This window comes from Pseudomonas sp. GGS8, assembly GCF_024168645.1.
Lineage (GTDB): Bacteria > Pseudomonadota > Gammaproteobacteria > Pseudomonadales > Pseudomonadaceae > Aquipseudomonas.
In genome coordinates, this window is record NZ_JALJWF010000001.1 from 3,196,371 (window position 1) to 3,218,837 (window position 22,467).

The window sequence follows — 22,467 nt, forward strand, 5'->3', positions numbered from 1 at the left end:
ATCGTCCGCAAGCCTGCCCGCTGTCTGTCACTTGCCGACGATAAAAGATTTCCTTCAGCTGCGTCGTTTTCGTCAACTTTGGAGTGTTTACAACAATGGCAAAAATCGTCGACATCAAAGGTCGTGAAGTTCTCGACTCCCGTGGCAATCCCACTGTGGAAGCAGACGTGCTTCTCGATAACGGCATCATCGGCAGCGCTTGCGCGCCATCCGGTGCTTCCACTGGCTCGCGTGAAGCGCTCGAGCTGCGTGATGGCGACAAGAGCCGTTACCTGGGTAAAGGCGTGCTCAAGGCCGTAGCCAACATCAACGGTCCGATCCGTGACTTGTTGCTGGGCAAAGACCCAAGCGACCAGAAAGCGCTGGATCACGCGATGATCAAGCTCGATGGCACTGAAAACAAAGCGACCCTGGGCGCCAACGCGATCCTCGCCGTTTCCCTGGCCGCAGCCAAGGCAGCAGCGCAGGACCAGGACCTGCCGCTGTACGCTCACATCGCTAACCTGAATGGCACCCCGGGTGTTTACTCGATGCCGGTTCCGATGATGAACATCATCAACGGTGGCGAGCACGCCGATAACAACGTCGACATTCAGGAATTCATGGTTCAGCCGGTTGGCGCCAAGTCTTTCTCGGAAGGTCTGCGCATGGGCACCGAGATTTTCCATCACCTCAAAGCCGTTCTGAAGGCCCGTGGCCTGAGCACTGCCGTTGGTGACGAAGGTGGTTTCGCACCAAACCTGGCCTCCAACGAAGACGCTTTGAAAGTGATCTCCGAAGCGGTGGCCAACGCCGGTTACAAGCTGGGCACCGACGTGACCCTGGCTCTGGACTGCGCGGCCAGCGAATTCTACGAAGATGGCAAGTACAACCTGTCCGGCGAAGGCCAGGTGTTCACTGCTGAAGGTTTCGCCGATTACCTGAAAGGTCTGACCGAGCGTTACCCGATCATCTCCATTGAAGACGGTCTGGACGAGTCCGACTGGGCTGGTTGGAAAATCCTCACCGACAAGATCGGCGAGAAGACTCAGCTGGTAGGCGACGACCTGTTCGTGACCAACACCAAGATCCTGAAAGAAGGCATCGACAAAAAGATCGCCAACTCGATCCTGATCAAGTTCAACCAGATCGGCACCCTGACCGAAACCCTGGAAGCCATCCAGATGGCCAAGGCCGCTGGTTACACCGCTGTGATCTCGCACCGCTCCGGCGAAACCGAAGATTCGACCATTGCCGACCTGGCCGTGGGCACCTCGGCTGGCCAGATCAAGACCGGTTCGCTGTGCCGTTCCGACCGCGTTTCCAAGTACAACCAACTGCTGCGTATCGAAGAGCAGTTGAATGGCAAAGCCAAGTACAACGGCCGTAGCGAATTCCGCGGCTGAGTGGTAAACGATAAAAAGACACCGGATTGTGTCGGAAAAATCGCGACAGCGACGGATTTGTCACTAATCTGATGCCTTAAGAGCACAAGCCTGGTTCTTCCAGGCTTCGTGCTATCAGAAGCTTCAAAGTTTGGCATGGCTGTCTTTTTTCACTGGATACCTGATATTCGATGCGCAGTCCCAATTGGTTGTTCCTCGTCTTGCTCTTGCTGCTGGCCGGCCTGCAGTACCGCCTGTGGGTGGGTAATGGCAGTCTGGCGCAAGTGGCCGAGCTGAAGCAGCAGATTGCGGATCAACACGCCGAAAACGAGGCGTTGCTGGAGCGCAACCGAGTGATGGATGCCGAAGTCAGTGAGCTGAAAAAAGGCATGGAGACCGTTGAAGAGCGGGCTCGCCATGAGTTGGGCATGGTCAAGGATGGTGAAACCCTTTACCAGTTGGCCCAATGATTGAGTCGTTACCGGCCTTCTGGGCCGTAATTCCTGCCGCGGGCGTCGGTGCCCGTATGGCTGCGGACCGTCCCAAGCAATACTTGCAGCTGGGCGGGCGCACTATTCTCGAACACAGCCTCGGCTGTTTCCTCGATCATCCAGCCCTGAAGGGATTGGTGGTCAGTCTTGCTATCGACGATCCTTACTGGCCGAACCTGGCCTGTGCTGCCGATCCGCGTATTCAGCGGGTTGAAGGCGGCGCCGAGCGTTCCGGGTCAGTGCTCAACGCCTTGCTGCATCTGCATGCCCAGGGCGCTGACGATGAGGATTGGGTGTTGGTTCACGATGCCGCGCGACCGAATCTGGCGCGTGATGATCTCGATAAATTGCTCAGTGAACTGGCTGACGATTCGGTGGGCGGTCTATTGGCGGTGCCTGCGCGCGACACCCTCAAACGGGTCGACAAGCATGGGCGAGTGCTGGAAACCGTGGATCGCAGCGTGATCTGGCAGGCGTATACGCCGCAGATGTTTCGCCTTGGAGCATTGCATCGGGCGTTGGCGGACAGCCTGGTGGCAGATGTTGTCATCACCGATGAAGCCTCGGCGATGGAGTGGGCAGGTATGGCACCCCGTTTGATCGAAGGTCGATCCGATAACATCAAAGTCACTCGCCCCGAAGACCTGGAGTGGTTGCGCCAGCGTTGGGCGAACCGCCGTTAAAAGATCGCAGGCTATGTGGGCGCTGCCGCAGGCTGCGATCGTTTGCTCTTAAACCCGATACTCAGGCCGTTCGGCCAACCCTTCCTTTAAATAATCCACCAACTTGCGCACCTTCGGCGACAGATGTCGCTGCTGCGGATAAAGCGCCCAAACCGCTGTGTTCGGTGGTTGGTGGGCTTCCAGCAGCGAAATCAATTCGCCATTTTTCAGGTGCTCCAGCACGTAGTAATCCGGCAACTGACACAGCCCAACCCCTTGTAGCGCGGCATCCAGCACGGCCTGCCCACTGTTGCAGCGCCAGTTTCCCTGTACTCGCTGGGAAAATTCCCGCCCGTTCTGTTCCAGTTGCCAGATATCCGAGCTGCCGATGAGGCAGTTATGACGACTCAGTTCCGACAAGCTGTGTGGGCGACCATACCGTTCCAGGTAGGACGGTGAGGCGCACAGGTACATGCGCCGTGGTGCCAAACGGGTCGCGACCAATCTTGAATCCTGTAGACGGCCAAGTCGGATGGCCAGGTCCAGCCCTTCATGCACCAGATCGAGCGGGCGGTTGCTCAGTTCGATATCGACACGCAGTTGCGGATACATGCCCATGAAGCGAGTCACCAGCGGCACGATAAATCGTTCGCCGTAGGCCACGGCACACGTCATGCGCAGCATGCCCTTGGGCTCGCTGGTCAGGTCGCCGACAGCGCGCAACGCCTCTTCACGACCATCCTGCAAACGCTGGCAATGTTGCAGAAAGGTTTGCCCGGCCTCGGTCAGCGTGACCCGGCGGGTACTGCGATAGAGCAAGCGGGTCTGCAGGCGCTCTTCCAGTCGTACGATTTGGCGACTGATGTGGGAGGAAGACACTCCAAGGCGTTCAGCCGCGGCGGTGAATTGGTTGCACTCGGCGACGGCGACGAACTCGTCGATGCCTTCCCAGCGGTTTTCGGACATCGGGATTATCCCTGCATGGCAATAATGTTTTGCTTTTGTCCCGATTATTCATCGTAAGCCGCTGTATTACACTCCCTGTCTCGTTTTTATTCACTGGAGAGTCAGCATGATCAAGTCGCGCGCCGCCGTTGCCTTCGAGGCCAAGAAGCCCCTCGAGATCGTTGAAGTCGATGTCGCCATGCCCAAGGCGGGCGAAGTCCTGCTGCGCGTTGTCGCTTCCGGTGTCTGCCATACCGATGCCTACACCCTCTCGGGCGCGGACCCGGAAGGGATCTTCCCGTCGATCCTGGGTCACGAAGGTGGCGCGGTGGTCGAAGCGATCGGCGAGGGCGTGACTTCGGTTGCCGTCGGTGACCATGTGATCCCGCTGTACACCCCGGAATGTGGTAAATGCAAATTCTGTCTGTCGGGCAAAACCAACCTCTGCCAGGCGATTCGTGCAACCCAAGGTAAAGGCCTGATGCCGGATGGCACTTCGCGCTTTTCCTACAAGGGCGAAACGATTTTCCACTACATGGGCACCTCGACCTTTTCCGAGTACACCGTGCTGCCGGAAATCTCCGTCGCCAAAATTCCTAAAGAAGCACCGCTGGAAAAAGTCTGCCTGCTGGGCTGTGGCGTCACCACCGGCATCGGTGCAGTGATCAACACTGCCAAGGTCAAACCGGGTGACACCGTTGCCATCTTCGGCCTGGGCGGCATTGGACTGTCTGCCGTGATCGGCGCGGTCAAAGCCAAGGCTGGCCGGATCATCGCCATCGACATCAATCCGGCCAAGTTCGAAATCGCCAGGCAATTGGGCGCCACCGACTGCGTGAACCCGAAAGACTTCGATCGTCCGATTCAGGAAGTGATCGTCGACATGACCGATGGCGGCGTCGACTTCTCGTTCGAATGCATCGGCAACGTGCAGTTGATGCGTGCCGCACTTGAGTGCTGCCACAAAGGTTGGGGCGAGTCGGTAATCATTGGTGTGGCCGGCGCCGGCCAGGAAATCTCCACTCGTCCGTTCCAGTTGGTCACCGGTCGCGTCTGGCGCGGTTCGGCGTTCGGTGGTGTGCGTGGCCGTACCGAGTTGCCAAGCTATGTCGAAATGGCTCAGACCGGCGAGATCCCGCTGGATACCTTCATCACCCATACCATGGGCCTGGAAGATATCAACAAGGCGTTCGATCTGATGCATGAAGGCAAAAGCATCCGTAGCGTCATCCATTTCTGAGGTCGGTCATGAGCCTGGAAAATATCTCCTGCCAGAAAAGCTTCGGCGGCTGGCACAAGCGCTACCGGCACCGCTCCGACGTGCTCGGTTGCGACATGGTGTTTGCCGTGTACCTGCCGCCGCAAGCGGAGCAGGGCGGTAAACTGCCGGTGCTGTACTGGTTGTCTGGCCTGACCTGCACCGACGAGAACTTCATGCAGAAGGCCGGCGCCATGCGCATGGCCGCCGAGCTGGGGCTGATCGTCGTCGCACCGGACACCAGCCCGCGCGGTCCCGAAGTGCCGGGTGATCCGGACGGTGCCTGGGACTTCGGCCTCGGTGCCGGGTTTTATCTCAATGCCACGCAGGAACCGTGGTCGCGGCACTATCGGATGCACGACTATGTCGTGCAGGAATTGCCGGCATTGGTCGAGGCGCATTTCCCGGCGTCGGACAAACGCGGCATAAGTGGCCATTCCATGGGCGGTCACGGCGCGCTGGTCTGCGCGTTGCGCAATCCGGGGCGTTATCAGTCGGTGTCGGCATTCTCACCGATCAACAACCCGATCGATTGCCCGTGGGGCCAAAAGGCCTTTTCCCGCTACTTGGGTGAAGACCGGTCGAAATGGCGCGAGTGGGATGCCTGTGCATTGATCGCCGAGGCCGACGAAAAGCTGCCGCTGCTGGTGGATCAGGGGGATCGCGACGATTTCCTCGCCACCCAGCTCAAGCCTGAAACCCTGCAACAGGCGGCGAAACTTGCCGGTCATCCGCTGACGTTGCGTTTGCAACCCGGCTACGACCACAGTTATTTCTTCATCGCGAGTTTCATCGACGACCACTTGCAGCATCACGGACGCGCTCTAGGCGTTTAATGCAGGTAGAATCACGCCCTGACAAAAATCGGGGCGTTTTTTTATGCGTATTGGCCACGGCTATGATGTGCACCGTTTCGGTGAGGGCGATTTCATCACGCTGGGCGGTGTGCGGATTGCACACAGCTTCGGGCTGCTTGCCCATTCCGACGGTGATGTCCTGCTGCACGCCTTGAGCGATGCGTTGCTCGGCGCTGCCGCGCTGGGTGATATCGGCAAGCATTTTCCAGACACCGACCCGCAATTCAAGGGTGCCGACAGCCGTGCGCTGTTGCGTCATGTCGTCGCACTGATCCACGCCAAGGGCTGGAAAGTCGGCAACGTCGATAACACCATCGTCGCCCAGGCCCCAAAAATGGCCCCGCATATCGAATCGATGCGCGCGCTGATTGCCGCGGATCTTCAAGTTGAGTTGGATCAAGTGAACGTGAAAGCTACCACCACCGAAAAGCTTGGCTTTGTCGGTCGCGAAGAAGGTATTGCCGTGCATTCCGTTGCCCTGTTGTTGCGCGCATGAACGAGGCGCAATTGCTCGGCCCACGGGCCTATGGTCAAGCCCTCGGCACCGCAGTGCTGAAAGCCACGGCGGAAGATTTCCAGGTCGATGAAGTCCTCGATATTCCCCTGAGCGGCGATGGCGAACACCTGTGGATCTGGGTGGAAAAGCGCGGTTTGAATACCGAAGAAGCGGCACGACGGATTGCCAAGGCCGCGGGCGTGCCGTTGCGGACTGTCAGCTACGCGGGTCTCAAGGACCGTCAGGCGCTGACTCGCCAGTGGTTCAGCGTGCAACTGCCCGGCAAGGCCGATCCTGATCTGTCGGCGGCGGAAAACGACACGCTGAAAATCCTCAAGACCGGTCGGCACAGACGCAAGCTGCAGCGCGGTGCCCATTCGGCCAACGGCTTCACCTTGCGCCTGACCCAGTTCGCAGGCGACAAGGCGGCGATCGAAGAGCGGCTGCTGTTGATCGCCAGGCAAGGTATTCCCAATTATTTCGGCGCCCAGCGTTTCGGGCATGACGGCGGCAATGTCGTCGACGCCCGTGCCTGGGCAGCACGCAAGGCCCTGCCGGAACAACGCAACGTGCGTTCGCGCCTGCTCTCCACCGCGCGCAGTTTTCTGTTTAATCAGGTGCTGGCGGCACGTGTCACCGATGGTACCTGGCAGCGTGCTCAGGTCGGCGATCTGCTGGCTTTCACCGACAGTCGCAGTTTCTTCCCGGCAGGTGAAGCCGAGTGCAGTGACCCGCGTCTGGCGATTCTCGACTTGCACCCGACCGGCCCGCAGTGGGGCGAAGGTGACTCGCCGGCGTCAGGCGCTGTCCATGAACTGGAGCAGGCAATCGCCGCGCGCGAAGCGGACCTGCGCGATTGGTTGATTAACGCCGGAATGAGCCACGAACGTCGCATCCTGCGGCTGCCCATTGGCGGGTTGACGTGGCATTATCCCGAGCCTGACATTCTGCAACTGGAATTCGTCCTCCCGGCCGGATGCTTCGCCACCGTATTGGTGCGTGAACTCGTCGATCTGGTGCCGGTGGGGCAGACGGACAGCCCATGCGTATTCTGATTTCTAACGACGATGGGGTAACCGCACCCGGTCTCGCCGCGCTTTATGCTGCGCTGGCGGATTACACCGAATGCGTGGTTATCGCCCCGGACCAGGACAAAAGCGGCGCCAGCAGCTCGCTGACGCTCGACCGTCCGTTGCACCCGCACACCTTGGCCAATGGCTTTATCAGCCTCAACGGAACACCCACCGACTGTGTGCACCTGGGCCTTAATGGCTTGCTGGAGTTCGAGCCGGACATGGTGGTTTCCGGTATTAACCTGGGTGCGAACCTGGGGGATGACGTGCTGTATTCCGGTACTGTCGCGGCGGCCCTTGAAGGACGTTTCCTGGAGCGTCCTTCGTTTGCCTTTTCGTTTGTCTCACGGCAAGTGGAGAACCTTCCCACGGCGGCCTATTTTGCGCGCAAACTGGTTGAGGCCCACGCGGACCTCAATCTGCCACCGCGCACGGTACTGAACGTGAACATTCCCAACTTGCCGCTGGAGCATATCCGCGGTATCCAGCTGACCCGCCTGGGCCATCGCGCCCGGGCCGCTGCGCCGATAAAAGTGGTCGATCCGCGCGGTAAATCCGGCTACTGGATTGCTGCGGCGGGGGACGCCGAAGATGGCGGTCCGGGCACCGATTTCCATGCGGTGATGCAAGGCTATGTTTCAATCACGCCACTGCAACTGGATCGCACCTTTAATGATGCCTTCAGAAGTCTCGATGGCTGGCTGGAGGGGCTGCGCTAATGGCTCGTGAACAAGACGATATTCTGCACCGCGGCATTGGGATGACCTCCCAGCGGACCCGTGAGCGTCTGATTCAGCGCCTCTATGAAGAAGGGGTGTCCAACGCCAAGGTGCTGGAAGTCATCCGCCGCACACCGCGTCACCTGTTCGTCGATGAGGCGCTGGCCCACCGCGCTTATGAAGATACGGCGCTACCGATTGGCCATAACCAGACGATCTCCCAGCCTTATATGGTGGCGCGCATGAGCGAGCTGCTGCTGGAAGCCGGCCCGTTGGATAAGGTGATGGAAATCGGCACCGGTTCGGGTTACCAGACAGCGGTGCTGTCGCAACTGGTTGAGCGGGTTTTTTCCGTCGAGCGCATCAAGGTTCTGCAAGATCGAGCCAAGGAGCGCCTGGTGGAGCTGAACTTGCGCAACGTGGTATTTCGCTGGGGCGATGGCTGGGAAGGCTGGCCGGCGCTGGCGCCTTACAACGGCATCATTGTTACCGCCGTGGCCACCGATGTGCCTCAGGCGCTGCTCGATCAATTGGCACCGGGCGGGCGGCTGGTGATTCCAGTCGGCTCCGGTGAAGTTCAACAATTGATGCTGATCATCCGTGAAGAGCAGGGCTTTTCCAGGCGTGTTCTAGGGGCGGTGCGCTTTGTGCCATTGCTCAACGGACCACTGGCCTGAGCATTTGTTTCAGCGCGCTGAATTCTCTTCGATTGCCCGGGTCTTACAGCGGCATCGATGGGTTAAACGCAATTCATCCTCAGGCAGCTAACGTGTGCGTGAAACGAGTTCGCTTCATTAAAGGTAAAGCCTGTTCGGCCCGTTATACTTGCGACATTTCGTGCCGAAACACGGCAATTCATATTTTCAGCCACCACAAAGGGAGCGGCGGGTGAGTCTCACAGTCGTTGCGCAGCGAATGGGTATAACGAGCTTTCAGCGTCTGGTGACTGGTCTTGTCTTGAGTACCTTGCTGGTCGGTTGCTCCAGCACCAAATCGAGTAGCGTGGGAGTTGTCGAACGCAACAATGCGGTCGCCCAGCGTCCCGCCGTAACCACCGGCCAGTACGTTGTTCGGCCCAAGGACACATTGTTCTCCATCGCCTTTCGCTATGGCTGGGACTACAAAGCCCTCGCGGCAAGGAACAACATTCCTACGCCTTACACGATCCATCCGGGTCAGACGATTCGCTTTGACGGTCGCAATGATTCAACGCCGACAGCGGTGGTGAGTTCGTCCAGTTCCTCGCCTTCGTCGTCGAGCAAAACCACGGTAATTCGGCGCCAGGCAAACGGCACGACGACCAGTACAACAGTGCTCGCACCGTCCGTCGCCAGCAAGCCGGCACCCGCTCCACTGCCTCCTGCCGGTCCGGCCCCGACGGGCTGGGGGTGGCCTTCTAGTGGCATTCTGATTGGAAAATTCTCTTCAAACGGTAGTTTGAATAAAGGAATTGATATCGCCGGGGATTTGGGACAGCCTGTTTTAGCTGCGTCTGATGGGACGGTGGTATACGCCGGGAGTGGCTTAAGGGGCTACGGCGAATTAGTCATCATCAAACACAGCGATACCTACGTCAGTGCCTACGGTCATAACCGCAGGCTGTTGGTTCGGGAGGGGCAGCAGGTCAAAGTCGGACAGACAATTGCCGAAATGGGGTCAACGGGTACAGACCGGGTGAAACTGCATTTTGAGATTCGCCGACAAGGTAAACCTGTAGATCCGCTGCAGTTCCTGCCACGTCGTTGATTTGTTAGCCAGCCTGTTCCGTCACGTAGAGGGAACAGGCTCCAGCGTTGCCAAGGATCAAGGCGCCGCTTGAGCTTGAGGTCGAACTCACCAAAGGACTATAACAATGGCTCTCAGTAAAGAAGTGCCGGAGTTTGACATCGACGATGAGGTTCTCCTTATGGAGACCGGCATCGCTATGGATTCGATGTCGAATGATGAAGGGGATGCACCTTCCGTTCGTGCCAAATCCAGACACTCCGCTTCGTTAAAGCAACACAAGTACATCGACTACACCCGGGCACTCGATGCCACGCAGCTGTACCTCAACGAAATCGGCTTTTCCCCATTGCTCTCCCCGGAAGAAGAAGTTCATTTTGCGCGCTTGTCGCAAAGTGGTGATCCGGCCGGACGCAAGCGCATGATTGAAAGCAACCTGCGGCTGGTGGTGAAAATCGCCCGGCGTTACGTCAATCGTGGGCTGTCGCTGCTGGACCTGATCGAAGAGGGTAACCTCGGCCTGATCCGGGCAGTGGAAAAGTTCGATCCAGAACGCGGCTTCCGCTTTTCGACCTACGCCACCTGGTGGATTCGTCAGACCATCGAACGCGCGATCATGAATCAGACCCGGACCATCCGGTTACCTATCCATGTGGTCAAAGAGCTCAACGTGTACTTGCGGGCTGCACGGGAGCTGACTCAAAAGCTCGACCATGAACCCTCACCCGAAGAAATCGCCAACCTGCTGGAAAAACCGGTAGGCGAGGTCAAGCGCATGCTCGGCCTGAATGAGCGGGTTTCTTCGGTCGACGTCTCGCTGGGTCCGGATTCGGATAAAACCCTGTTGGACACCCTGACCGATGACCGCCCGACCGATCCATGCGAGTTGTTACAGGATGACGACCTGTCGCAGAGCATCGATCAATGGCTCTCGGAGCTGACCGACAAGCAACGCGAGGTGGTCGTACGCCGCTTCGGCTTGCGAGGTCACGAGAGCAGCACGCTTGAAGATGTCGGCTTGGAAATCGGCCTTACCCGGGAGCGGGTCAGGCAAATCCAGGTGGAAGGCCTCAAGCGTCTTCGGGAGATTCTCGAGAAAAACGGCCTGTCGAGTGAGTCGCTGTTCCAATAAGCCATTCGCTCAACCAGCAACAAAAGCCCCGACTGGTTCGGGGCTTTTTGCTGTTGGGAAGATGAAGGTGCGTTGGTATTGGCGCCACCTCAGGTTTGTAGTCTCGTGGTGTAAGTCTTTGCTTACTCTTTCGTAAGTGTTCATTATTTTTACACCCTGGCAGTTGTCTATTCGAAGCGTGTAGTAATTATAAGTTATTGATTTATATGCTTATTTTATTAAGTTAACAGCATATTACAGATGATTTCAGCCATGGAGGCCGATTGCTCTTGGTGGGGAATCCTCTAGTATTTGAACTGTGTCGACGGATAGACACGCCCTTCAAGGAAGAGGGGAACGGACATCGCAGGATGCGATTCATCAGGACGATGAAAAGGAACACATGGAATAGGGAAAAAATGTGGGCGGGTCAAACCGCCCCTTTTTTTTGCCTGCAGAAAAGCAAAAAGGCCCGCAAGGGGCCTTTTCGGGAACGCGAGGGAAATCAGCGTTCGAGGTGTTCGATTTTGCCTGGCTTGCCATCCCATTCAGCGGAATCGGGCAATGGATCTTTCCGTTCAGTGATGTTTGGCCATACCTCGGCCAATTCCATGTTCAGCTGAATGAAGTTTTCCATGCCGGTGGGAACTTCATCTTCGGAGAAGATGGCCACGGCAGGGCATTCGGGTTCGCACAGTGCGCAGTCGATGCACTCATCCGGGTGAATCACCAGGAAGTTCGGGCCTTCGTAAAAGCAGTCCACCGGACAGACTTCTACGCAGTCGGTGTACTTGCACTTGATGCAGTTGTCGGTGACGACGAAGGTCATTTCTAATTTTCTCCTCAGGCGGCGGCAGCGGAGCCCCTTCAGGACGGGGTCGCCAGGTTCGGGAGCGATAGTCTGCAGGCCAGGCTATGAGCCTGCAGCATCCCAAACCGCGCGAGATTCTAACAGCTTGCAGGCAAGTGCGTTAGATCCGTGTCTTTAATGTATAGAGCATTTCCAACGCCTTGCGCGGTGTCAGGTCATCCAGGTCGAGCTTGGCCAGTTCATCCAGCACCGGGTGCGGCAGGCTGGCGAACATGTCGCTCTGCTGAGGCGCCACAGGCTTGCCTTTGGCCGGCGCTGGCATTTCATGAGGCAGCGCCGTGGATTCCAGTCGGCTCAAGTGTTCACGGGCACGCACGATCACTTCGCTCGGCACACCGGCCAACTGCGCAACCGCCAAGCCATAGCTCTGGCTGGCAGGCCCAGGCAGCACGTGGTGCAGGAACACGATGCGTTCGTTGTGCTCGGTGGCATTGAGGTGCACGTTGGCTACTAGCGGTTGGGCTTCCGGCAGCACCGTCAGCTCGAAATAGTGAGTGGCGAACAGTGTATAGGCCCGCAGCTGTGCCAGACGTTCGGCCGCGGCCCACGCCAGGGACAAGCCGTCGAAAGTGCTGGTGCCGCGACCGACTTCGTCCATCAGCACCAGGCTGCGCTCGGTGGCATTGTGCAGGATGTTCGCGGTTTCGCTCATTTCGACCATGAAGGTCGAACGCCCGCCCGCCAAGTCATCGCTGGAACCGATCCGGGTAAATATCCGGTCGACCAGGGACAACTCGCAACTGGCCGCCGGCACGAAGCTACCGATGTGCGCCAGCAGCACGACCAACGCGGTCTGGCGCATGTAGGTGGATTTACCGCCCATGTTCGGACCGGTGATCACCAGCATGCGGGTGCTGTCATCGAGGCTCAGGTCGTTGGCCACGAACGGTGTGGTGAGTACTTGCTCGACCACCGGGTGACGACCCTGGCTGATGCGCATGCAGGGCTCGCTGACGAAGCGCGGGCAGTTCAGGTCCAGATTCAGTGCACGCTCGGCGAGGTTGCTCAGTACGTCCAGTTCGGCCAGTGCGGCGGCTGTGTCTTGCAGGGGGGGCAACTGGGCGATCAGGTCTTCGAGCAGCGCTTCGTAGAGCATCTTCTCGCGCGCCAGGGCGCGGCTCTTGGCTGACAGCGCCTTGTCTTCGAACGCTTTCAGTTCCGGGGTGATGAAGCGCTCGGCGCCCTTGAGGGTCTGGCGACGGATATAGTCCGCCGGTGCCGACTCGGCCTGCTTGCTCGGCAGTTCAATGAAATAGCCGTGAATGCGGTTGTAACCGACCTTGAGGTTGGCCAGGCCGGTGCGGGTCTTTTCGCGGGCTTCCAGATCGATGAGGAACTGCCCGGCGTTTTCGCTGAGCGATTGCAGCTCGTCGAGTTCGCTGTCGTAACCGGTTTTCAACACACCGCCATCACGGATCACCGCTGGCGGGTTGTCGATGATGGCTTTTTCCAGCAGTGCTGCCAGTTCCGGGTAGGTGCTGGTGGTCGTTGCCAGTTGAATGATGTGCGGAGCTTCAAGCTCGGCCATCGCCACCTGCAACTCTGGTAGGGCGCCGAGGGCATCGCGCAGACGCGCCAGGTCACGAGGACGGGCATTGCGCAGGCCGATCCGCGCCAGAATCCGCTCGATGTCACCGATTTCCTTGAGCTGCGGTTGCAGTTTCTCGAAACGATAACGGTCAAGCAGGCAGGTAATCGACGTCTGACGCGCCAGCAATACGGTCAAATCCCGCAGCGGACGATTCAGCCAGCGGGTCAGCAAACGGCTGCCCATGGCGGTCTGGCAGCGATCGACCACCGATTGCAACGTGTTGTCGCGACCACCGGCCAGGTTGGTATCCAGTTCCAGGTTGCGACGGCTGGCGCCGTCCAGCACCACGGTGTCGTCCAGGCGTTCATGACGCAGGCTGCGCAAGTGCGGCAGGGCAGTGCGCTGGGTTTCCTTGGCGTAGCTGAGCAGGCAGCCAGCAGCGCCGATCGCCAGGGTCAGATTCTCGCAGCCGAAACCTTTCAGGTCCTGGGTAGAAAACTGCTGGCAAAGACTTTTCAACGCCGAGTCACGCTCGAAATCCCACGGCGCACGGCGACGTACCCCACGACGTTTCTCCGCCGGCAGGTCTTTCGGCCAGTCGTCCGGGATCATCAGCTCAACCGGATTGACCCGCTCCAGCTCCGCCAGCAGATTTTCCCAGCCCTTGATCTCCAGCACGGTGAAGTTGCCGCTGGTGATGTCCAGCACCGCCAGACCGAACAGACGCTCGTCACCCAGCACCGCCGCGATCAGGTTGTCCCGACGCTCATCCAGCAGCGCTTCATCGCTGACCGTGCCGGGCGTGATGATCCGCACCACCTGACGATCCACTGGGCCTTTGCTGGTGGCCGGGTCGCCGACCTGCTCACAGATCACCACCGATTCGCCGAGCTTCACCAGTTTCGCCAGGTAACCTTCCGCGGCGTGGTAAGGAATCCCACACATCGGAATCGCCTGACCCGCCGATTGCCCACGAGCCGTCAGGGTGATGTCCAGCAACTTGGCGGCCTTCTTCGCATCTTCATAGAAGATCTCGTAGAAGTCGCCCATGCGATAGAACATCAGCTGGTCGGGGTGCTGATTCTTCAGGCGCCAGTACTGCTGCATCATTGGCGTGTGGGAGGACAGATCGGAGACGGCTTTATTCATTGGATATAGGCAAATTCGTTGAAAGGTGTGGGGCAAAGGAGGGGCATCGGCCCGGCTTTTCCGCGATGGGCGCAAGGTTACCATGGGCGGTCCGCCCGACGCAGGCATGAAAACCCCAAGGCAATTTATCGTGGGTTTATGCACAAATTATGCAATTTGGCATTTGTCTTCCGAAAAAAGATCAAGCACTATTCGCGTTATGCAAAAACGCAATGTTTCTACCGTCTTAAGAGCGCTGCTCGATCAGCACGGGATCTCCCCCACGGAGCTTCACCGTCGCACCGGCGTGCCTCAATCCACTCTCTCGCGCATCCTCAGCGGGAAGATCGTCGATCCTTCGGATAAACATATCTCGAAGATTGCCGAATACTTTTCTGTGAGCACCGATCAGTTGCGGGGCCGCGCGGATGTCGCGCCGGCCGCCAGCGCCGGGCGCGATGAATTGCATTCGGAGCTCAAGGACATAAGCCTGTGGGACGACGATACGCCTGTCGATGACGACGAGGTATCTGTCCCCTTTCTTCGCGAGGTTGAATTGGCTGCTGGATCAGGAAGATTCGTCATCGAAGAGAGCGAGCGCTCTAGCCTGCGCTTCGGCAAGCGCAGCTTGCGCCACAACGGTGTGCAGTTCGACCAGGCCAAATGCGTGACCGTGCGTGGCAACAGCATGTTGCCGGTACTGCGCGACGGCGCCACGGTGGGGGTGAATGCCGGTAAATGCGGGATTGGCGACATCATCGACGGCGACCTGTACGCCATCAACCACAACGGCCAGTTGCGGGTGAAACAGCTTTATCGCCTGCCTACCGGGATTCGCCTGCGCAGCTTCAATCGCGATGAGCATCCGGATGAGGACTACAGCTTCCAGGAAATCCAGGAAGAGCAAATCGTCATCCTTGGTCACGTCTTCTGGTGGGGCATGTACGCCCGCTAACCTCACCGCTGTCAGATAAAACCCGTCGCCCGACGGGTTTTTTTTCGCCTGCCGAAAACCGCCAACGCCTTTGTCTGTGGGCCTTTCATGCGCCTGTGCATTTTCAATGCATAAACAAATGCATTTATGCATTGACTGTATATGCATACATGCATATTCTTTGTCTCAAGCCGCTCAACAAAGCGGCTCGAAACGAAGCTCTTTAGTTCCACCACAAAGGCAGCGATGAACCGGCCTCAACGGTTCAGAGGGTTGGCAACTGACCCGGGTGTGCAGCGTAAAGCACCAGAAGCAGTTATCCGGCGGGCAGGGACCGCGGTCGGAAAAACAATTTGAATCGATCCGTACCGCGCCAGTAGCGCCGAAAGATCACGCAAGCGCATTACTGAAAAGCCTGGGTGACCGGGCTTTTTGGAATGCCTGCCTACATCAGGCATATCAACCCTCATCCGGGACCGTAATTCCAGCAAACCGCTGTGCAATCCATTCATTCGACTCAATAGGTAAAACATGAACGTATTCAACAAAATCATTGGCCCGCTGATGCTGACCATGGCTCTGTCCGGCGCTGCGGGCAGCGCTACTGCCGCAAACCTCCTGGTCAACGGCAGCTTTGAACAACCGGGTTGCAGCGACAGTTGCATTCTGGACACGACGGCGAAAGCCAACTTCATCACCGGCTGGACGACCTTTCTGTCGGGCGCCGAATACTTCAACGTGCGCGCCTCGATTCCAGGCTCCGCCGCAGCGGAAGGCGCGGTGATTGTCGATCTGGCTAACAATATTTATGGCAACGGCGGCGGCATTCAGCAGAATTTCGCCACCGTAGTAGGGGCCAAGTATCGATTGACCTTCAGCCTGGGCAATTCGGTGTACGCCAGCCGCTCCGGTGATGGTGTCGTGCAAGTGAAGGTCGCCGGTCAGACCGCCACCTTCAACACGCCAACGGTCAAGGGTAGCGTTGTCGAGTGGAACACTGTGACTTATGACTTCACTGCGACCACGGCCCAAACCACTCTGGCCTTTTCCAATGAGCAGAACCCATACGTCAACTTCGCTTTCATCGACAACGTGATCGTTGAAAAGCTGTAGTTCTTCATCGATCAAAACCAGGCGGCTCATTTTCGAGAGGCCCATCTCATCGATCCCAAGGAGGCGGGACATGACAAACGAGCAACAAGCGTTGCTGGACATGCCGATCTGGCTGGTCATCCTCCTCGCGGTGGCGGGCGGGGTGTCCGGCGAAATGTGGCGCGCCGACAAGGAGGGCGCCCGTGGCTGGTCGCTGTTGCGGCGCCTGGCCCTGCGGTCCGGAGCCTGCATGATCTGCGGGGTCTCGGCAATCATGCTGCTGTACGCCGCCGGCTTGTCGATCTGGGCCGCCGGTGCCTTTGGCTGCCTGACGGCGATGGCGGGGGCGGACGTGGCCATCGGGCTTTACGAACGCTGGGCCGCCAAGCGGATTGGCGTTTGCGAAGTGCCACCGCGCGATTCTCGTCCCGATCAACAGTGAGCCGGCGTCGCTGATCTTCGCATTGCTATAGGAACAGGAGGCCATTAATGCCCGCCGCTATCGAAAAACCATCGCAGGTGCTTTCCGCCATTGCCGAGACGTTGCGCAGCGCCATCCCCGGTTTGAACGTCGGGACTCATCAAGACTTCGACGGCATCGTCGATCAGCCCTGGGTGTTGATCGCCATCGAGCGAGATGCGCCGGGCATCCGGGCCAACGACGGACGTATCGCTCATGTCCTGACGGTTTCCTTGCAAGCCGTGTTGCCCGGCGCAGGGTTGGCGGCGTGCGATCTGGCCAGTGAGTTGAAAAGCCTGGTCGTCGATAACCGCTGGAAACTGCCGGGCGAGCAATGCGATCTGCCGATGAACATTGAGGGCATCCCGTCCACGTTCATTAGCGAGGCACGGGAGTACACCGCCTGGACCGTTTCATTTACCCAAACCCTGTACCTCGGCCCGACGCTGCTCGAAGACCCGTTGGGCATCCCGAAATTCGCCCGTACCTGGGAAGTGTCGAACATCGACGACCCGGATCAATACACCGCACTTGAGGGTTGACCCATGTTTGATGCGCTTTTACGTATGCAATTGGGGCCGATCATCGAGCGTCTGGCCGAGATGGAAACCGAACTCGAAGACCTGCACCGGCGTGCCGACAGTTTTTGTCGCATCGGCATGTGTCAGGAAGTCGATGCGGCCAGCAATACCTGCAAGGTCCGTCATGGGGAACTGCTCACCCCGGCGATCCGGTTTTTCAACCCAAGCGCTGGCGCACAGAGCGAGTCGCGGATTCCTTCCGTGGGGGAGCAGTGTTTGTTGCTGAACCACGGCGGCGGCGAGGGCGGCGGGCAGTCGGTGGCGTTGTTCGGCCTCAACGGCGGTCAGTTTCCGCCCGTCTCGACGCAGGCATCGCTGACGCGTCGCCTCTATCAGGACGGCACGGAAAACGGTTACGACGACGCCAGTCATGTCCTGCACTGGAAGAACGGCCCGGCGGCGTTCACCGGTTCCCGTGAATCCCTCGAGTTGAACATCGGCCCGGCACGACTGGCGATGACGCCTGAGGCCATCGAATTGCAACTGGGCGCCGTCGGCCTGCGGCTCGACGCCTCCGGTGTGCATCTGAGCGGCCCATTGGTGGATCACCAGGGTCGCGTCATCAGTACCGCATAAAGAGCTCCCCATGATCGGAATCGATAGAAACACCGGCGCGACGGTCGACGACTGGCAGCAGTTTGTGCAGCGCGCCACCCGAGCCCTGACCACGCCGTTAGGCACGCGTCAAAAGCGCCCTTTGTATGGCTGCGCACTCACTGAATTGCTGGGGCAGAACCTCGGCGACGACCTGCTGATTCTCGCCCAGAGTCATGCGGCCCAAGCGTTTTACAACAAGTACAACGGCATCGACGATTTCGAGCCGCAGGTCATTGTGGCCAGCCGCTACGGTGCCGGGTTGTTGTTGCGTTTCGCCGGCACCTGGAAAAACCGCCAACAGACCTTCGAGGTGGTGGCATGAGTATGTTGATACCTGGCCAGAACCAGTTGGCCGAACCGACCATCGTCACAGTCGAAGCGTTCGAGGATCTGCTCGCAGAGTTCAAGACTTTCGTCGTCGAGTACGTCGGTGCCCGTGCTCCCGAGAGCGCGGCCAAGCTTGTGGTCAGCCTGGAAAACGAAAGCGAGTTGCTGACCCTGGCCCTTGAGGCGTTTTGTGTACGGCTGCAAACCCACGAACGCAAATACAACGCCCGCATCAAGCAGATGCTGGCGTGGTGGGCCACCGGCACCAACCTCGATGCGCGGCTGGCGGACATGGGGCTTGAGCGCCAGTTGCTGGACCCGGGCGATCCGGCGGCATTCCCGCCGATCGATCCGGTCTACGAGAGCGATGACGACGCCCGGTTGCGTTATTACCTGGCGCCGCATGCCCCGGCGGCGGGCTCGCGGATGCAGTATCGGCGCGAGATTTTCACCCTTGGCGAACGGCCTGTCGTGAAGGTGGAAACCACCGCGGCGGGTGTGGTGACGGTCACTTACACCTTCGACCCGGACGGCTATGTCGCACAGGTCAAGGACGGCAACGGGCGCCGGACCGCGCCAGGCGAAGTCACGGTTACGGTGCTTTCCCGAGAGGGCGACGGCACGCCATCCCAAGCGCTGCTCGACGGTGTTCGCCAACATTTCGCCCGGCCTGATGTCCGGCCCGAAACGGACCTGGTTACCGTGCAGGCTGCGCAAATCAAGAACTACAAAATCCGGGTGATCGCGAAGATCAATCCGGGTCCCGATTCAGGGCTCACCAAAGTCGCCGCGCAACAGCAGTTGCAGGCGTACGCCGATGCCTGTCATCGCCTGGAAGGGCGGGTGGACCCGAGCTGGATCGACTACACGCTGCACAGCGCTGGCGCGGTTCAACTGCAAATCCTTGAGCCGGTCGCGCCGATTGTCACGAGCGTTTTTCAAGCGCCGTATTGCACGGGCGTCGAGGTCGAGGTGGACACGTTATGAGTGACGACATACCTCGCCCGAGCCTGTTGCCAGCCAACAGCTCTCCACTGGAAAGGGCACTTGATCTCGGTTTCGCCCGGTTGCTTGAGCGCATTGACCCGCCGTTCCCCGAGCTGATGAACCCCGCCGAAACACCGCTGGCATTCTTGCCGTATCTGGGCGCGGATCGCGGGGTCGGCGAATGGAGCTCCGAGGCAGCCGAGTCTGAAAAACGTTTGACGGTAGAACTCGCCTGGCCCACCGCACGGCAGGCCGGGACGCGAAAAGCACTGGAAAACGCGGCCAAGGGTTTGCAATTGATGCCCGAGGTGCGCGCCTGGTACGAGCAAACACCACCCGGCCCGCCTTACAGCTTTTCCGTCAGGGCCTTCACCGAACAGCCCTACAGCGAAGCAATCGACGCCCGTCTCGATCGACGCCTGGCCGATGCCAAAAGCGAACGTGACACCTTGACGGTTTCTGTTGGCTTGAGCGCATTCGGCAGTCACGTCATCGGCGCCGCCACCGTCTGCGGCGAGCTGACCACGGTTTATCCGATCGTCGTCGAAGGACTTGAAGCCTCGGGTCAGGCCTTCATGGCCGCCGGGCTCTACACCGTCGAAACCTCCACTATTTATCCTCAGGGGTCCTAAATGGCCGACTATTACACCCTGCTCACCAATGCGGGGATCGCCTACGAAACCGCCTGCAAGGCAGCGGGCACACCGATCAAACTGTCGCAGATTTCCGTCGGGGACGGCGGCGGCGCGGTTTACAACCCGGCTGCCACTGCCACGGCACTGAAACGCGAAGTGTGGCGCGGGCCACTCAATGCACTGTTCCAGGATGAGAAAAACCCGAGCTGGCTGCTGGCCGAAGTGACTATCCCGCCTGAAGTGGGCGGCTGGTATGTGCGTGAGGCTGGGATCTGGACTGATACCGGGATTCTGTATGCGATCGTCAAATATCCGGAGTCGTTCAAGCCGGTGCTGGCGACTTCAGGGTCGGGGAAAGAGTTTTACATTCGTTCGATTTTCGAGACCAGTAATGCGGCGTTGGTGACGTTGTTGATTGACGACACTGTGGTCAAGGCGACGCGTGCGTGGGTGATGAGTTACCTCGCTGAAGAACTCGGCAAACTCGACGGCAAGCAGTCGGTGCGGGTTGCCGCTGCTGCTAACGTGGTGTTGAACGGTGCTCAGCAGATTGACGGTGTTGCGGTAGTGGCGGGGGATCGGGTGTTGTTGCCGAACCAGACGCTGGCCAAAGACAACGGCTTGTGGGTGGTTAGCAATGGCAACTGGGTTCGGACAAGCGATGCCAGCACCAGTGCGAAAGTTACTCCAGCCCTGACTGTGATGGTCGAAGAGGGCACGGTGAATGGTGATTCGCTGTGGCACCTGACCACCAACGGGCCGATTACCCTGGGCACGACGGCGCTGACGTTTGAGATGTTGGCCGGGCGGACGGGGATTCAGCCGGGGACTTATAAGAGTCTGACTGTGGATAAGTACGGTCGGGCAACCGGCGGTTCGAATCCTGAAACGTTAGCCGGGTTTGGTATCAAGGACACGTACACCAAGGCTGAAATCGAGGCGATGATTGCCGAGGCTTCGGCGCTTCCGGTTGGCGCGATGGTGCCGTTTCCTTTGAATAAAGTCCCGCCGGGGTTTCTTGAGATTGATGGCAGTGTGAAGAGCATTGCGGTCTATCCGGATCTGGCAGCGTTCCTCGGCACGGTATTCAACAAGGGGGATGAGGGGGCCGGTAATTTCCGTTTGCCTGAATCGCGCGGTGAGTTTTTGCGTGGTTGGGACCATGGGCGCGGTATTGATGCTGGCCGGGCGATTGGTAGTTGGCAGAAAGGTACGATGGTTAGCGCTGATACCACTGGCTCAGGTGATGGATCTACAGTCATCGGCCTCGGTGCAGCCGCCGCACTGCCTCTGGCGAGTTACGGTGTCGATCCTATCGCTCTTGCAGACTACCCGTCGCAGGTTACAGCTCTCTCAAGTGCTGCGACTGCGGCAAGCAATGTGGCGGTGAGTGGCTCGACTCGACCTCGAAACTTGGCGGTCATGTGGTGCATCAAGGCCTGGAATGCGCCGATCAATCAGGGAAACATCGATATCGCCGCGCTGGCTGCGTTGGCTGCTCCCGCTACTGAAACCAATCAGGGTACGGCCAAGGTCGCTACACAGAATCAGGCGGATGTCGGAACCGATGACACGACCTTTATCACGCCTAAAAAAATGCGTTGGGGAATTACGGCCAACCTTAACGCTAACGGCTACATCATTTTCCCGACGTGGATGTTCAGCTTCATTATCCAGTGGACCACTGTCGGTAATATTCCAGCGGGTGCATCAGGGTCTGTTGCCTGGCCTATTGCTTTCCGAGCTGCGTGTCTTTTTGGGGGGGCTTGTCCTGTTGGGGTAGCCTCTAACAATTCGGCGGGAAATATCGTGCCCGGTGCCGTTTCAACCACGGGTATCAATTTATATAACTGGGGGGTGATTAGCGCGTCTTCCCGGGCATGGGGGTTTGGAGTTTGAACATGCAGCGATTTTACAGCCAATCTACCGGTTGCACTTATCTCCAGGGCTTTCATACGCAAATGCCCGAGGACGCAAAGCCCATTGCCGACGAGCACTATCAAGCTGTTTTGGCAAATCCGGTGCCGGGAAAGGTTCGCGGTCATGATGCTGACGGGTTGCCGATGCTGGTCGATCCGTCACCCGAAGATCTGGCCGCTACGGAGAGAGCCTGGCGGAACTGCGAAATTCTGCGGGTGCAATGGATTCGTGACCGGTACCGAGACGAGCAGGAACTGAGCCGGCCGCCCTCGATCACGTCGGAACAATATTCGGGGTTGCTGGATTACATGCAGATGTTGCGCGACTGGCCAGAACAGCAGGAGTTTCCCGCTGAACAGTTCCGTCCGGTACCCCCCGCCTGGATCGTCAAGCAAACCCAGTAAACGCCCCGCACCGCCGGGGCGTTTTCTTTTCCTCAACACCTGAAAGTCCCTTCCTCAAGGGGCTTTTTTCATTTCTGGAGAAACCCAAATGGCACTACGCCAAACCTACACCGTGCTCCTCCCATTCCCCACTGGAGGTGGCCACTGGTCGAGCATCGGCCAAGAACTCGACCTGCTTGACGTAGAGGCCAGTGCGTTGCGCAGCGCTGGTCGTCTGGAGCTGAAAAAAACCGAGGCCGTCGAGTCGGCCTCTACATCCATCCCGGCCAAAAAGGCCGCTGCCAAGAAGGCTGAATAAC

At 58.7% G+C, this 22,467-nt stretch carries 25 protein-coding genes; 22 read left to right on the plus strand and 3 right to left on the minus strand.

Annotated elements, in window-relative coordinates; translation table 11 throughout:
* Positions 1–95 precede the first annotated feature (95 nt).
* From eno to ispD, 3 genes are all read left to right on the plus strand, one after another.
* Positions 96–1,385, plus strand: a complete 1,290-nt coding sequence (gene eno, locus J3D54_RS14360) for a phosphopyruvate hydratase (protein WP_007940523.1) — start codon at positions 96–98, stop codon at positions 1,383–1,385.
* Positions 1,386–1,555: 170 nt separating this feature from the next.
* Complete coding sequence (gene ftsB, locus J3D54_RS14365; RefSeq protein ID WP_007907178.1) at positions 1,556–1,834, plus strand: cell division protein FtsB; 279 nt, start codon at positions 1,556–1,558, stop codon at positions 1,832–1,834.
* Positions 1,831–2,538, plus strand: coding sequence for a 2-C-methyl-D-erythritol 4-phosphate cytidylyltransferase (gene ispD, locus J3D54_RS14370; protein ID WP_253419207.1), 708 nt, complete (start codon positions 1,831–1,833; stop codon positions 2,536–2,538). Before ftsB ends, ispD begins: the two co-directional genes overlap by 4 nt.
* A gap of 48 nt (positions 2,539–2,586) precedes the next feature.
* Here ispD and J3D54_RS14375 read toward each other — a convergent pair whose 3' ends face one another.
* On the minus strand, positions 2,587–3,483 hold the full coding sequence (locus J3D54_RS14375) for a LysR substrate-binding domain-containing protein (protein ID WP_253419209.1): 897 nt from the start codon (positions 3,481–3,483) through the stop codon (positions 2,587–2,589).
* Positions 3,484–3,589: 106 nt separating this feature from the next.
* Between J3D54_RS14375 and J3D54_RS14380 the strand changes: the two genes are divergently transcribed.
* The 8 genes from J3D54_RS14380 (at position 3,590) to rpoS (ending at position 10,722) form a co-directional block, all read left to right on the plus strand.
* Positions 3,590–4,702: an S-(hydroxymethyl)glutathione dehydrogenase/class III alcohol dehydrogenase gene (locus tag J3D54_RS14380; protein WP_018927002.1), complete on the plus strand. Its 1,113-nt coding sequence runs from the start codon at positions 3,590–3,592 to the stop codon at positions 4,700–4,702.
* Positions 4,703–4,710: 8 nt separating this feature from the next.
* Positions 4,711–5,556, plus strand: coding sequence for an S-formylglutathione hydrolase (fghA, locus tag J3D54_RS14385; protein ID WP_253419212.1), 846 nt, complete (start codon positions 4,711–4,713; stop codon positions 5,554–5,556).
* Positions 5,557–5,599: 43 nt separating this feature from the next.
* On the plus strand, positions 5,600–6,073 hold the full coding sequence (gene ispF, locus J3D54_RS14390) for a 2-C-methyl-D-erythritol 2,4-cyclodiphosphate synthase (RefSeq protein ID WP_018927000.1): 474 nt from the start codon (positions 5,600–5,602) through the stop codon (positions 6,071–6,073).
* Positions 6,070–7,128 carry a tRNA pseudouridine(13) synthase TruD gene (gene truD, locus J3D54_RS14395; RefSeq protein WP_253419214.1) on the plus strand — a complete coding sequence of 353 codons (1,059 nt, stop codon included), beginning with the start codon at positions 6,070–6,072 and terminating at the stop codon, positions 7,126–7,128. Before ispF ends, truD begins: the two co-directional genes overlap by 4 nt.
* Positions 7,116–7,865 carry a 5'/3'-nucleotidase SurE gene (surE, locus tag J3D54_RS14400; RefSeq protein ID WP_253419216.1) on the plus strand — a complete coding sequence of 250 codons (750 nt, stop codon included), beginning with the start codon at positions 7,116–7,118 and terminating at the stop codon, positions 7,863–7,865. The genes truD and surE overlap by 13 nt, the downstream gene beginning before the upstream one ends.
* Positions 7,866–7,906: 41 nt before the next feature.
* Positions 7,907–8,542 carry a protein-L-isoaspartate(D-aspartate) O-methyltransferase gene (locus J3D54_RS14405; protein WP_172901226.1) on the plus strand — a complete coding sequence of 212 codons (636 nt, stop codon included), beginning with the start codon at positions 7,907–7,909 and terminating at the stop codon, positions 8,540–8,542.
* Between the two features lie 211 nt (positions 8,543–8,753).
* Positions 8,754–9,611, plus strand: coding sequence for a peptidoglycan DD-metalloendopeptidase family protein (locus J3D54_RS14410; RefSeq protein ID WP_026331840.1), 858 nt, complete (start codon positions 8,754–8,756; stop codon positions 9,609–9,611).
* A 106-nt stretch (positions 9,612–9,717) separates the two neighbouring features.
* Complete coding sequence (gene rpoS / locus J3D54_RS14415; protein WP_253419218.1) at positions 9,718–10,722, plus strand: RNA polymerase sigma factor RpoS; 1,005 nt, start codon at positions 9,718–9,720, stop codon at positions 10,720–10,722.
* 484 nt (positions 10,723–11,206) lie between these two features.
* On the opposite strand, the gene fdxA is transcribed toward rpoS, so the two are convergent.
* Together fdxA and mutS are read right to left on the minus strand one after the other, a co-directional pair.
* Positions 11,207–11,530: a ferredoxin FdxA gene (gene fdxA / locus J3D54_RS14420; protein WP_253419220.1), complete on the minus strand. Its 324-nt coding sequence runs from the start codon at positions 11,528–11,530 to the stop codon at positions 11,207–11,209.
* 142 nt (positions 11,531–11,672) lie between these two features.
* The gene (mutS, locus tag J3D54_RS14425; protein WP_253419222.1) at positions 11,673–14,252 is read right to left on the minus strand and encodes a DNA mismatch repair protein MutS; all 2,580 of its coding nucleotides are present in this window, start codon (positions 14,250–14,252) and stop codon (positions 11,673–11,675) included.
* A gap of 199 nt (positions 14,253–14,451) precedes the next feature.
* On the opposite strand from mutS, the gene J3D54_RS14430 reads away from it, so the two are divergent.
* The 11 genes from J3D54_RS14430 to J3D54_RS14480 all read left to right on the plus strand — a co-directional run bounded on the left by J3D54_RS14430 (position 14,452) and on the right by J3D54_RS14480 (position 22,466).
* Entirely contained in the window at positions 14,452–15,186 is a 735-nt protein-coding gene (locus J3D54_RS14430) for an XRE family transcriptional regulator (RefSeq protein ID WP_253426623.1), read from the plus strand.
* Between the two features lie 510 nt (positions 15,187–15,696).
* Positions 15,697–16,278 (plus strand): DUF642 domain-containing protein, encoded by a 582-nt coding sequence (locus tag J3D54_RS14435; protein WP_253419225.1) that lies wholly within the window; start codon positions 15,697–15,699, stop codon positions 16,276–16,278.
* Positions 16,279–16,348: 70 nt separating this feature from the next.
* A complete protein-coding gene (locus J3D54_RS14440) occupies positions 16,349–16,699 on the plus strand; it encodes a phage holin family protein (RefSeq protein ID WP_018926992.1) in 351 nt (116 codons plus the stop codon).
* A 47-nt stretch (positions 16,700–16,746) separates the two neighbouring features.
* Positions 16,747–17,259 (plus strand): hypothetical protein, encoded by a 513-nt coding sequence (locus tag J3D54_RS14445; RefSeq protein WP_253419228.1) that lies wholly within the window; start codon positions 16,747–16,749, stop codon positions 17,257–17,259.
* Between the two features lie 3 nt (positions 17,260–17,262).
* A complete protein-coding gene (locus J3D54_RS14450; protein WP_253419231.1) occupies positions 17,263–17,874 on the plus strand; it encodes a phage baseplate assembly protein V in 612 nt (203 codons plus the stop codon).
* Positions 17,875–17,884: 10 nt separating this feature from the next.
* Entirely contained in the window at positions 17,885–18,217 is a 333-nt protein-coding gene (locus J3D54_RS14455) for a phage baseplate protein (RefSeq protein WP_253419234.1), read from the plus strand.
* Positions 18,214–19,209, plus strand: coding sequence for a baseplate J/gp47 family protein (locus J3D54_RS14460; protein ID WP_253419238.1), 996 nt, complete (start codon positions 18,214–18,216; stop codon positions 19,207–19,209). The genes J3D54_RS14455 and J3D54_RS14460 overlap by 4 nt, the downstream gene beginning before the upstream one ends.
* A complete protein-coding gene (locus J3D54_RS14465; RefSeq protein WP_253419242.1) occupies positions 19,206–19,841 on the plus strand; it encodes a phage tail protein I in 636 nt (211 codons plus the stop codon). Before J3D54_RS14460 ends, J3D54_RS14465 begins: the two co-directional genes overlap by 4 nt.
* Positions 19,842–21,743, plus strand: coding sequence for a phage tail protein (locus J3D54_RS14470; protein ID WP_253419245.1), 1,902 nt, complete (start codon positions 19,842–19,844; stop codon positions 21,741–21,743).
* Between the two features lie 2 nt (positions 21,744–21,745).
* Positions 21,746–22,168 (plus strand): phage tail assembly chaperone, encoded by a 423-nt coding sequence (locus J3D54_RS14475; protein ID WP_253419247.1) that lies wholly within the window; start codon positions 21,746–21,748, stop codon positions 22,166–22,168.
* A gap of 88 nt (positions 22,169–22,256) precedes the next feature.
* Positions 22,257–22,466 carry a hypothetical protein gene (locus J3D54_RS14480; RefSeq protein ID WP_253419250.1) on the plus strand — a complete coding sequence of 70 codons (210 nt, stop codon included), beginning with the start codon at positions 22,257–22,259 and terminating at the stop codon, positions 22,464–22,466.
* The last annotated feature ends 1 nt before the right edge of the window (position 22,467 follow it).

What these genes read in the sequence shown, in the direction of transcription:
- eno (WP_007940523.1), top strand. Translation starts at nt 96, where the DNA reads ATGGCAAAAATCGTCGACATCAAAGGTCGTGAAGTTCTCGACTCCCGT.
- ftsB (WP_007907178.1), top strand. Translation starts at nt 1,556, where the DNA reads ATGCGCAGTCCCAATTGGTTGTTCCTCGTCTTGCTCTTGCTGCTGGCC.
- ispD (WP_253419207.1), top strand. Translation starts at nt 1,831, where the DNA reads ATGATTGAGTCGTTACCGGCCTTCTGGGCCGTAATTCCTGCCGCGGGC.
- J3D54_RS14375 (WP_253419209.1), bottom strand. Translation starts at nt 3,483, where the DNA reads ATGTCCGAAAACCGCTGGGAAGGCATCGACGAGTTCGTCGCCGTCGCC.
- J3D54_RS14380 (WP_018927002.1), top strand. Translation starts at nt 3,590, where the DNA reads ATGATCAAGTCGCGCGCCGCCGTTGCCTTCGAGGCCAAGAAGCCCCTC.
- fghA (WP_253419212.1), top strand. Translation starts at nt 4,711, where the DNA reads ATGAGCCTGGAAAATATCTCCTGCCAGAAAAGCTTCGGCGGCTGGCAC.
- ispF (WP_018927000.1), top strand. Translation starts at nt 5,600, where the DNA reads ATGCGTATTGGCCACGGCTATGATGTGCACCGTTTCGGTGAGGGCGAT.
- truD (WP_253419214.1), top strand. Translation starts at nt 6,070, where the DNA reads ATGAACGAGGCGCAATTGCTCGGCCCACGGGCCTATGGTCAAGCCCTC.
- surE (WP_253419216.1), top strand. Translation starts at nt 7,116, where the DNA reads ATGCGTATTCTGATTTCTAACGACGATGGGGTAACCGCACCCGGTCTC.
- J3D54_RS14405 (WP_172901226.1), top strand. Translation starts at nt 7,907, where the DNA reads ATGACCTCCCAGCGGACCCGTGAGCGTCTGATTCAGCGCCTCTATGAA.
- rpoS (WP_253419218.1), top strand. Translation starts at nt 9,718, where the DNA reads ATGGCTCTCAGTAAAGAAGTGCCGGAGTTTGACATCGACGATGAGGTT.
- fdxA (WP_253419220.1), bottom strand. Translation starts at nt 11,530, where the DNA reads ATGACCTTCGTCGTCACCGACAACTGCATCAAGTGCAAGTACACCGAC.
- mutS (WP_253419222.1), bottom strand. Translation starts at nt 14,252, where the DNA reads ATGAATAAAGCCGTCTCCGATCTGTCCTCCCACACGCCAATGATGCAG.
- J3D54_RS14430 (WP_253426623.1), top strand. Translation starts at nt 14,452, where the DNA reads ATGCAAAAACGCAATGTTTCTACCGTCTTAAGAGCGCTGCTCGATCAG.
- J3D54_RS14435 (WP_253419225.1), top strand. Translation starts at nt 15,697, where the DNA reads ATGAACGTATTCAACAAAATCATTGGCCCGCTGATGCTGACCATGGCT.
- J3D54_RS14440 (WP_018926992.1), top strand. Translation starts at nt 16,349, where the DNA reads ATGACAAACGAGCAACAAGCGTTGCTGGACATGCCGATCTGGCTGGTC.
- J3D54_RS14445 (WP_253419228.1), top strand. Translation starts at nt 16,747, where the DNA reads ATGCCCGCCGCTATCGAAAAACCATCGCAGGTGCTTTCCGCCATTGCC.
- J3D54_RS14450 (WP_253419231.1), top strand. Translation starts at nt 17,263, where the DNA reads ATGTTTGATGCGCTTTTACGTATGCAATTGGGGCCGATCATCGAGCGT.
- J3D54_RS14455 (WP_253419234.1), top strand. Translation starts at nt 17,885, where the DNA reads ATGATCGGAATCGATAGAAACACCGGCGCGACGGTCGACGACTGGCAG.
- J3D54_RS14460 (WP_253419238.1), top strand. Translation starts at nt 18,214, where the DNA reads ATGAGTATGTTGATACCTGGCCAGAACCAGTTGGCCGAACCGACCATC.
- J3D54_RS14465 (WP_253419242.1), top strand. Translation starts at nt 19,206, where the DNA reads ATGAGTGACGACATACCTCGCCCGAGCCTGTTGCCAGCCAACAGCTCT.
- J3D54_RS14470 (WP_253419245.1), top strand. Translation starts at nt 19,842, where the DNA reads ATGGCCGACTATTACACCCTGCTCACCAATGCGGGGATCGCCTACGAA.
- J3D54_RS14475 (WP_253419247.1), top strand. Translation starts at nt 21,746, where the DNA reads ATGCAGCGATTTTACAGCCAATCTACCGGTTGCACTTATCTCCAGGGC.
- J3D54_RS14480 (WP_253419250.1), top strand. Translation starts at nt 22,257, where the DNA reads ATGGCACTACGCCAAACCTACACCGTGCTCCTCCCATTCCCCACTGGA.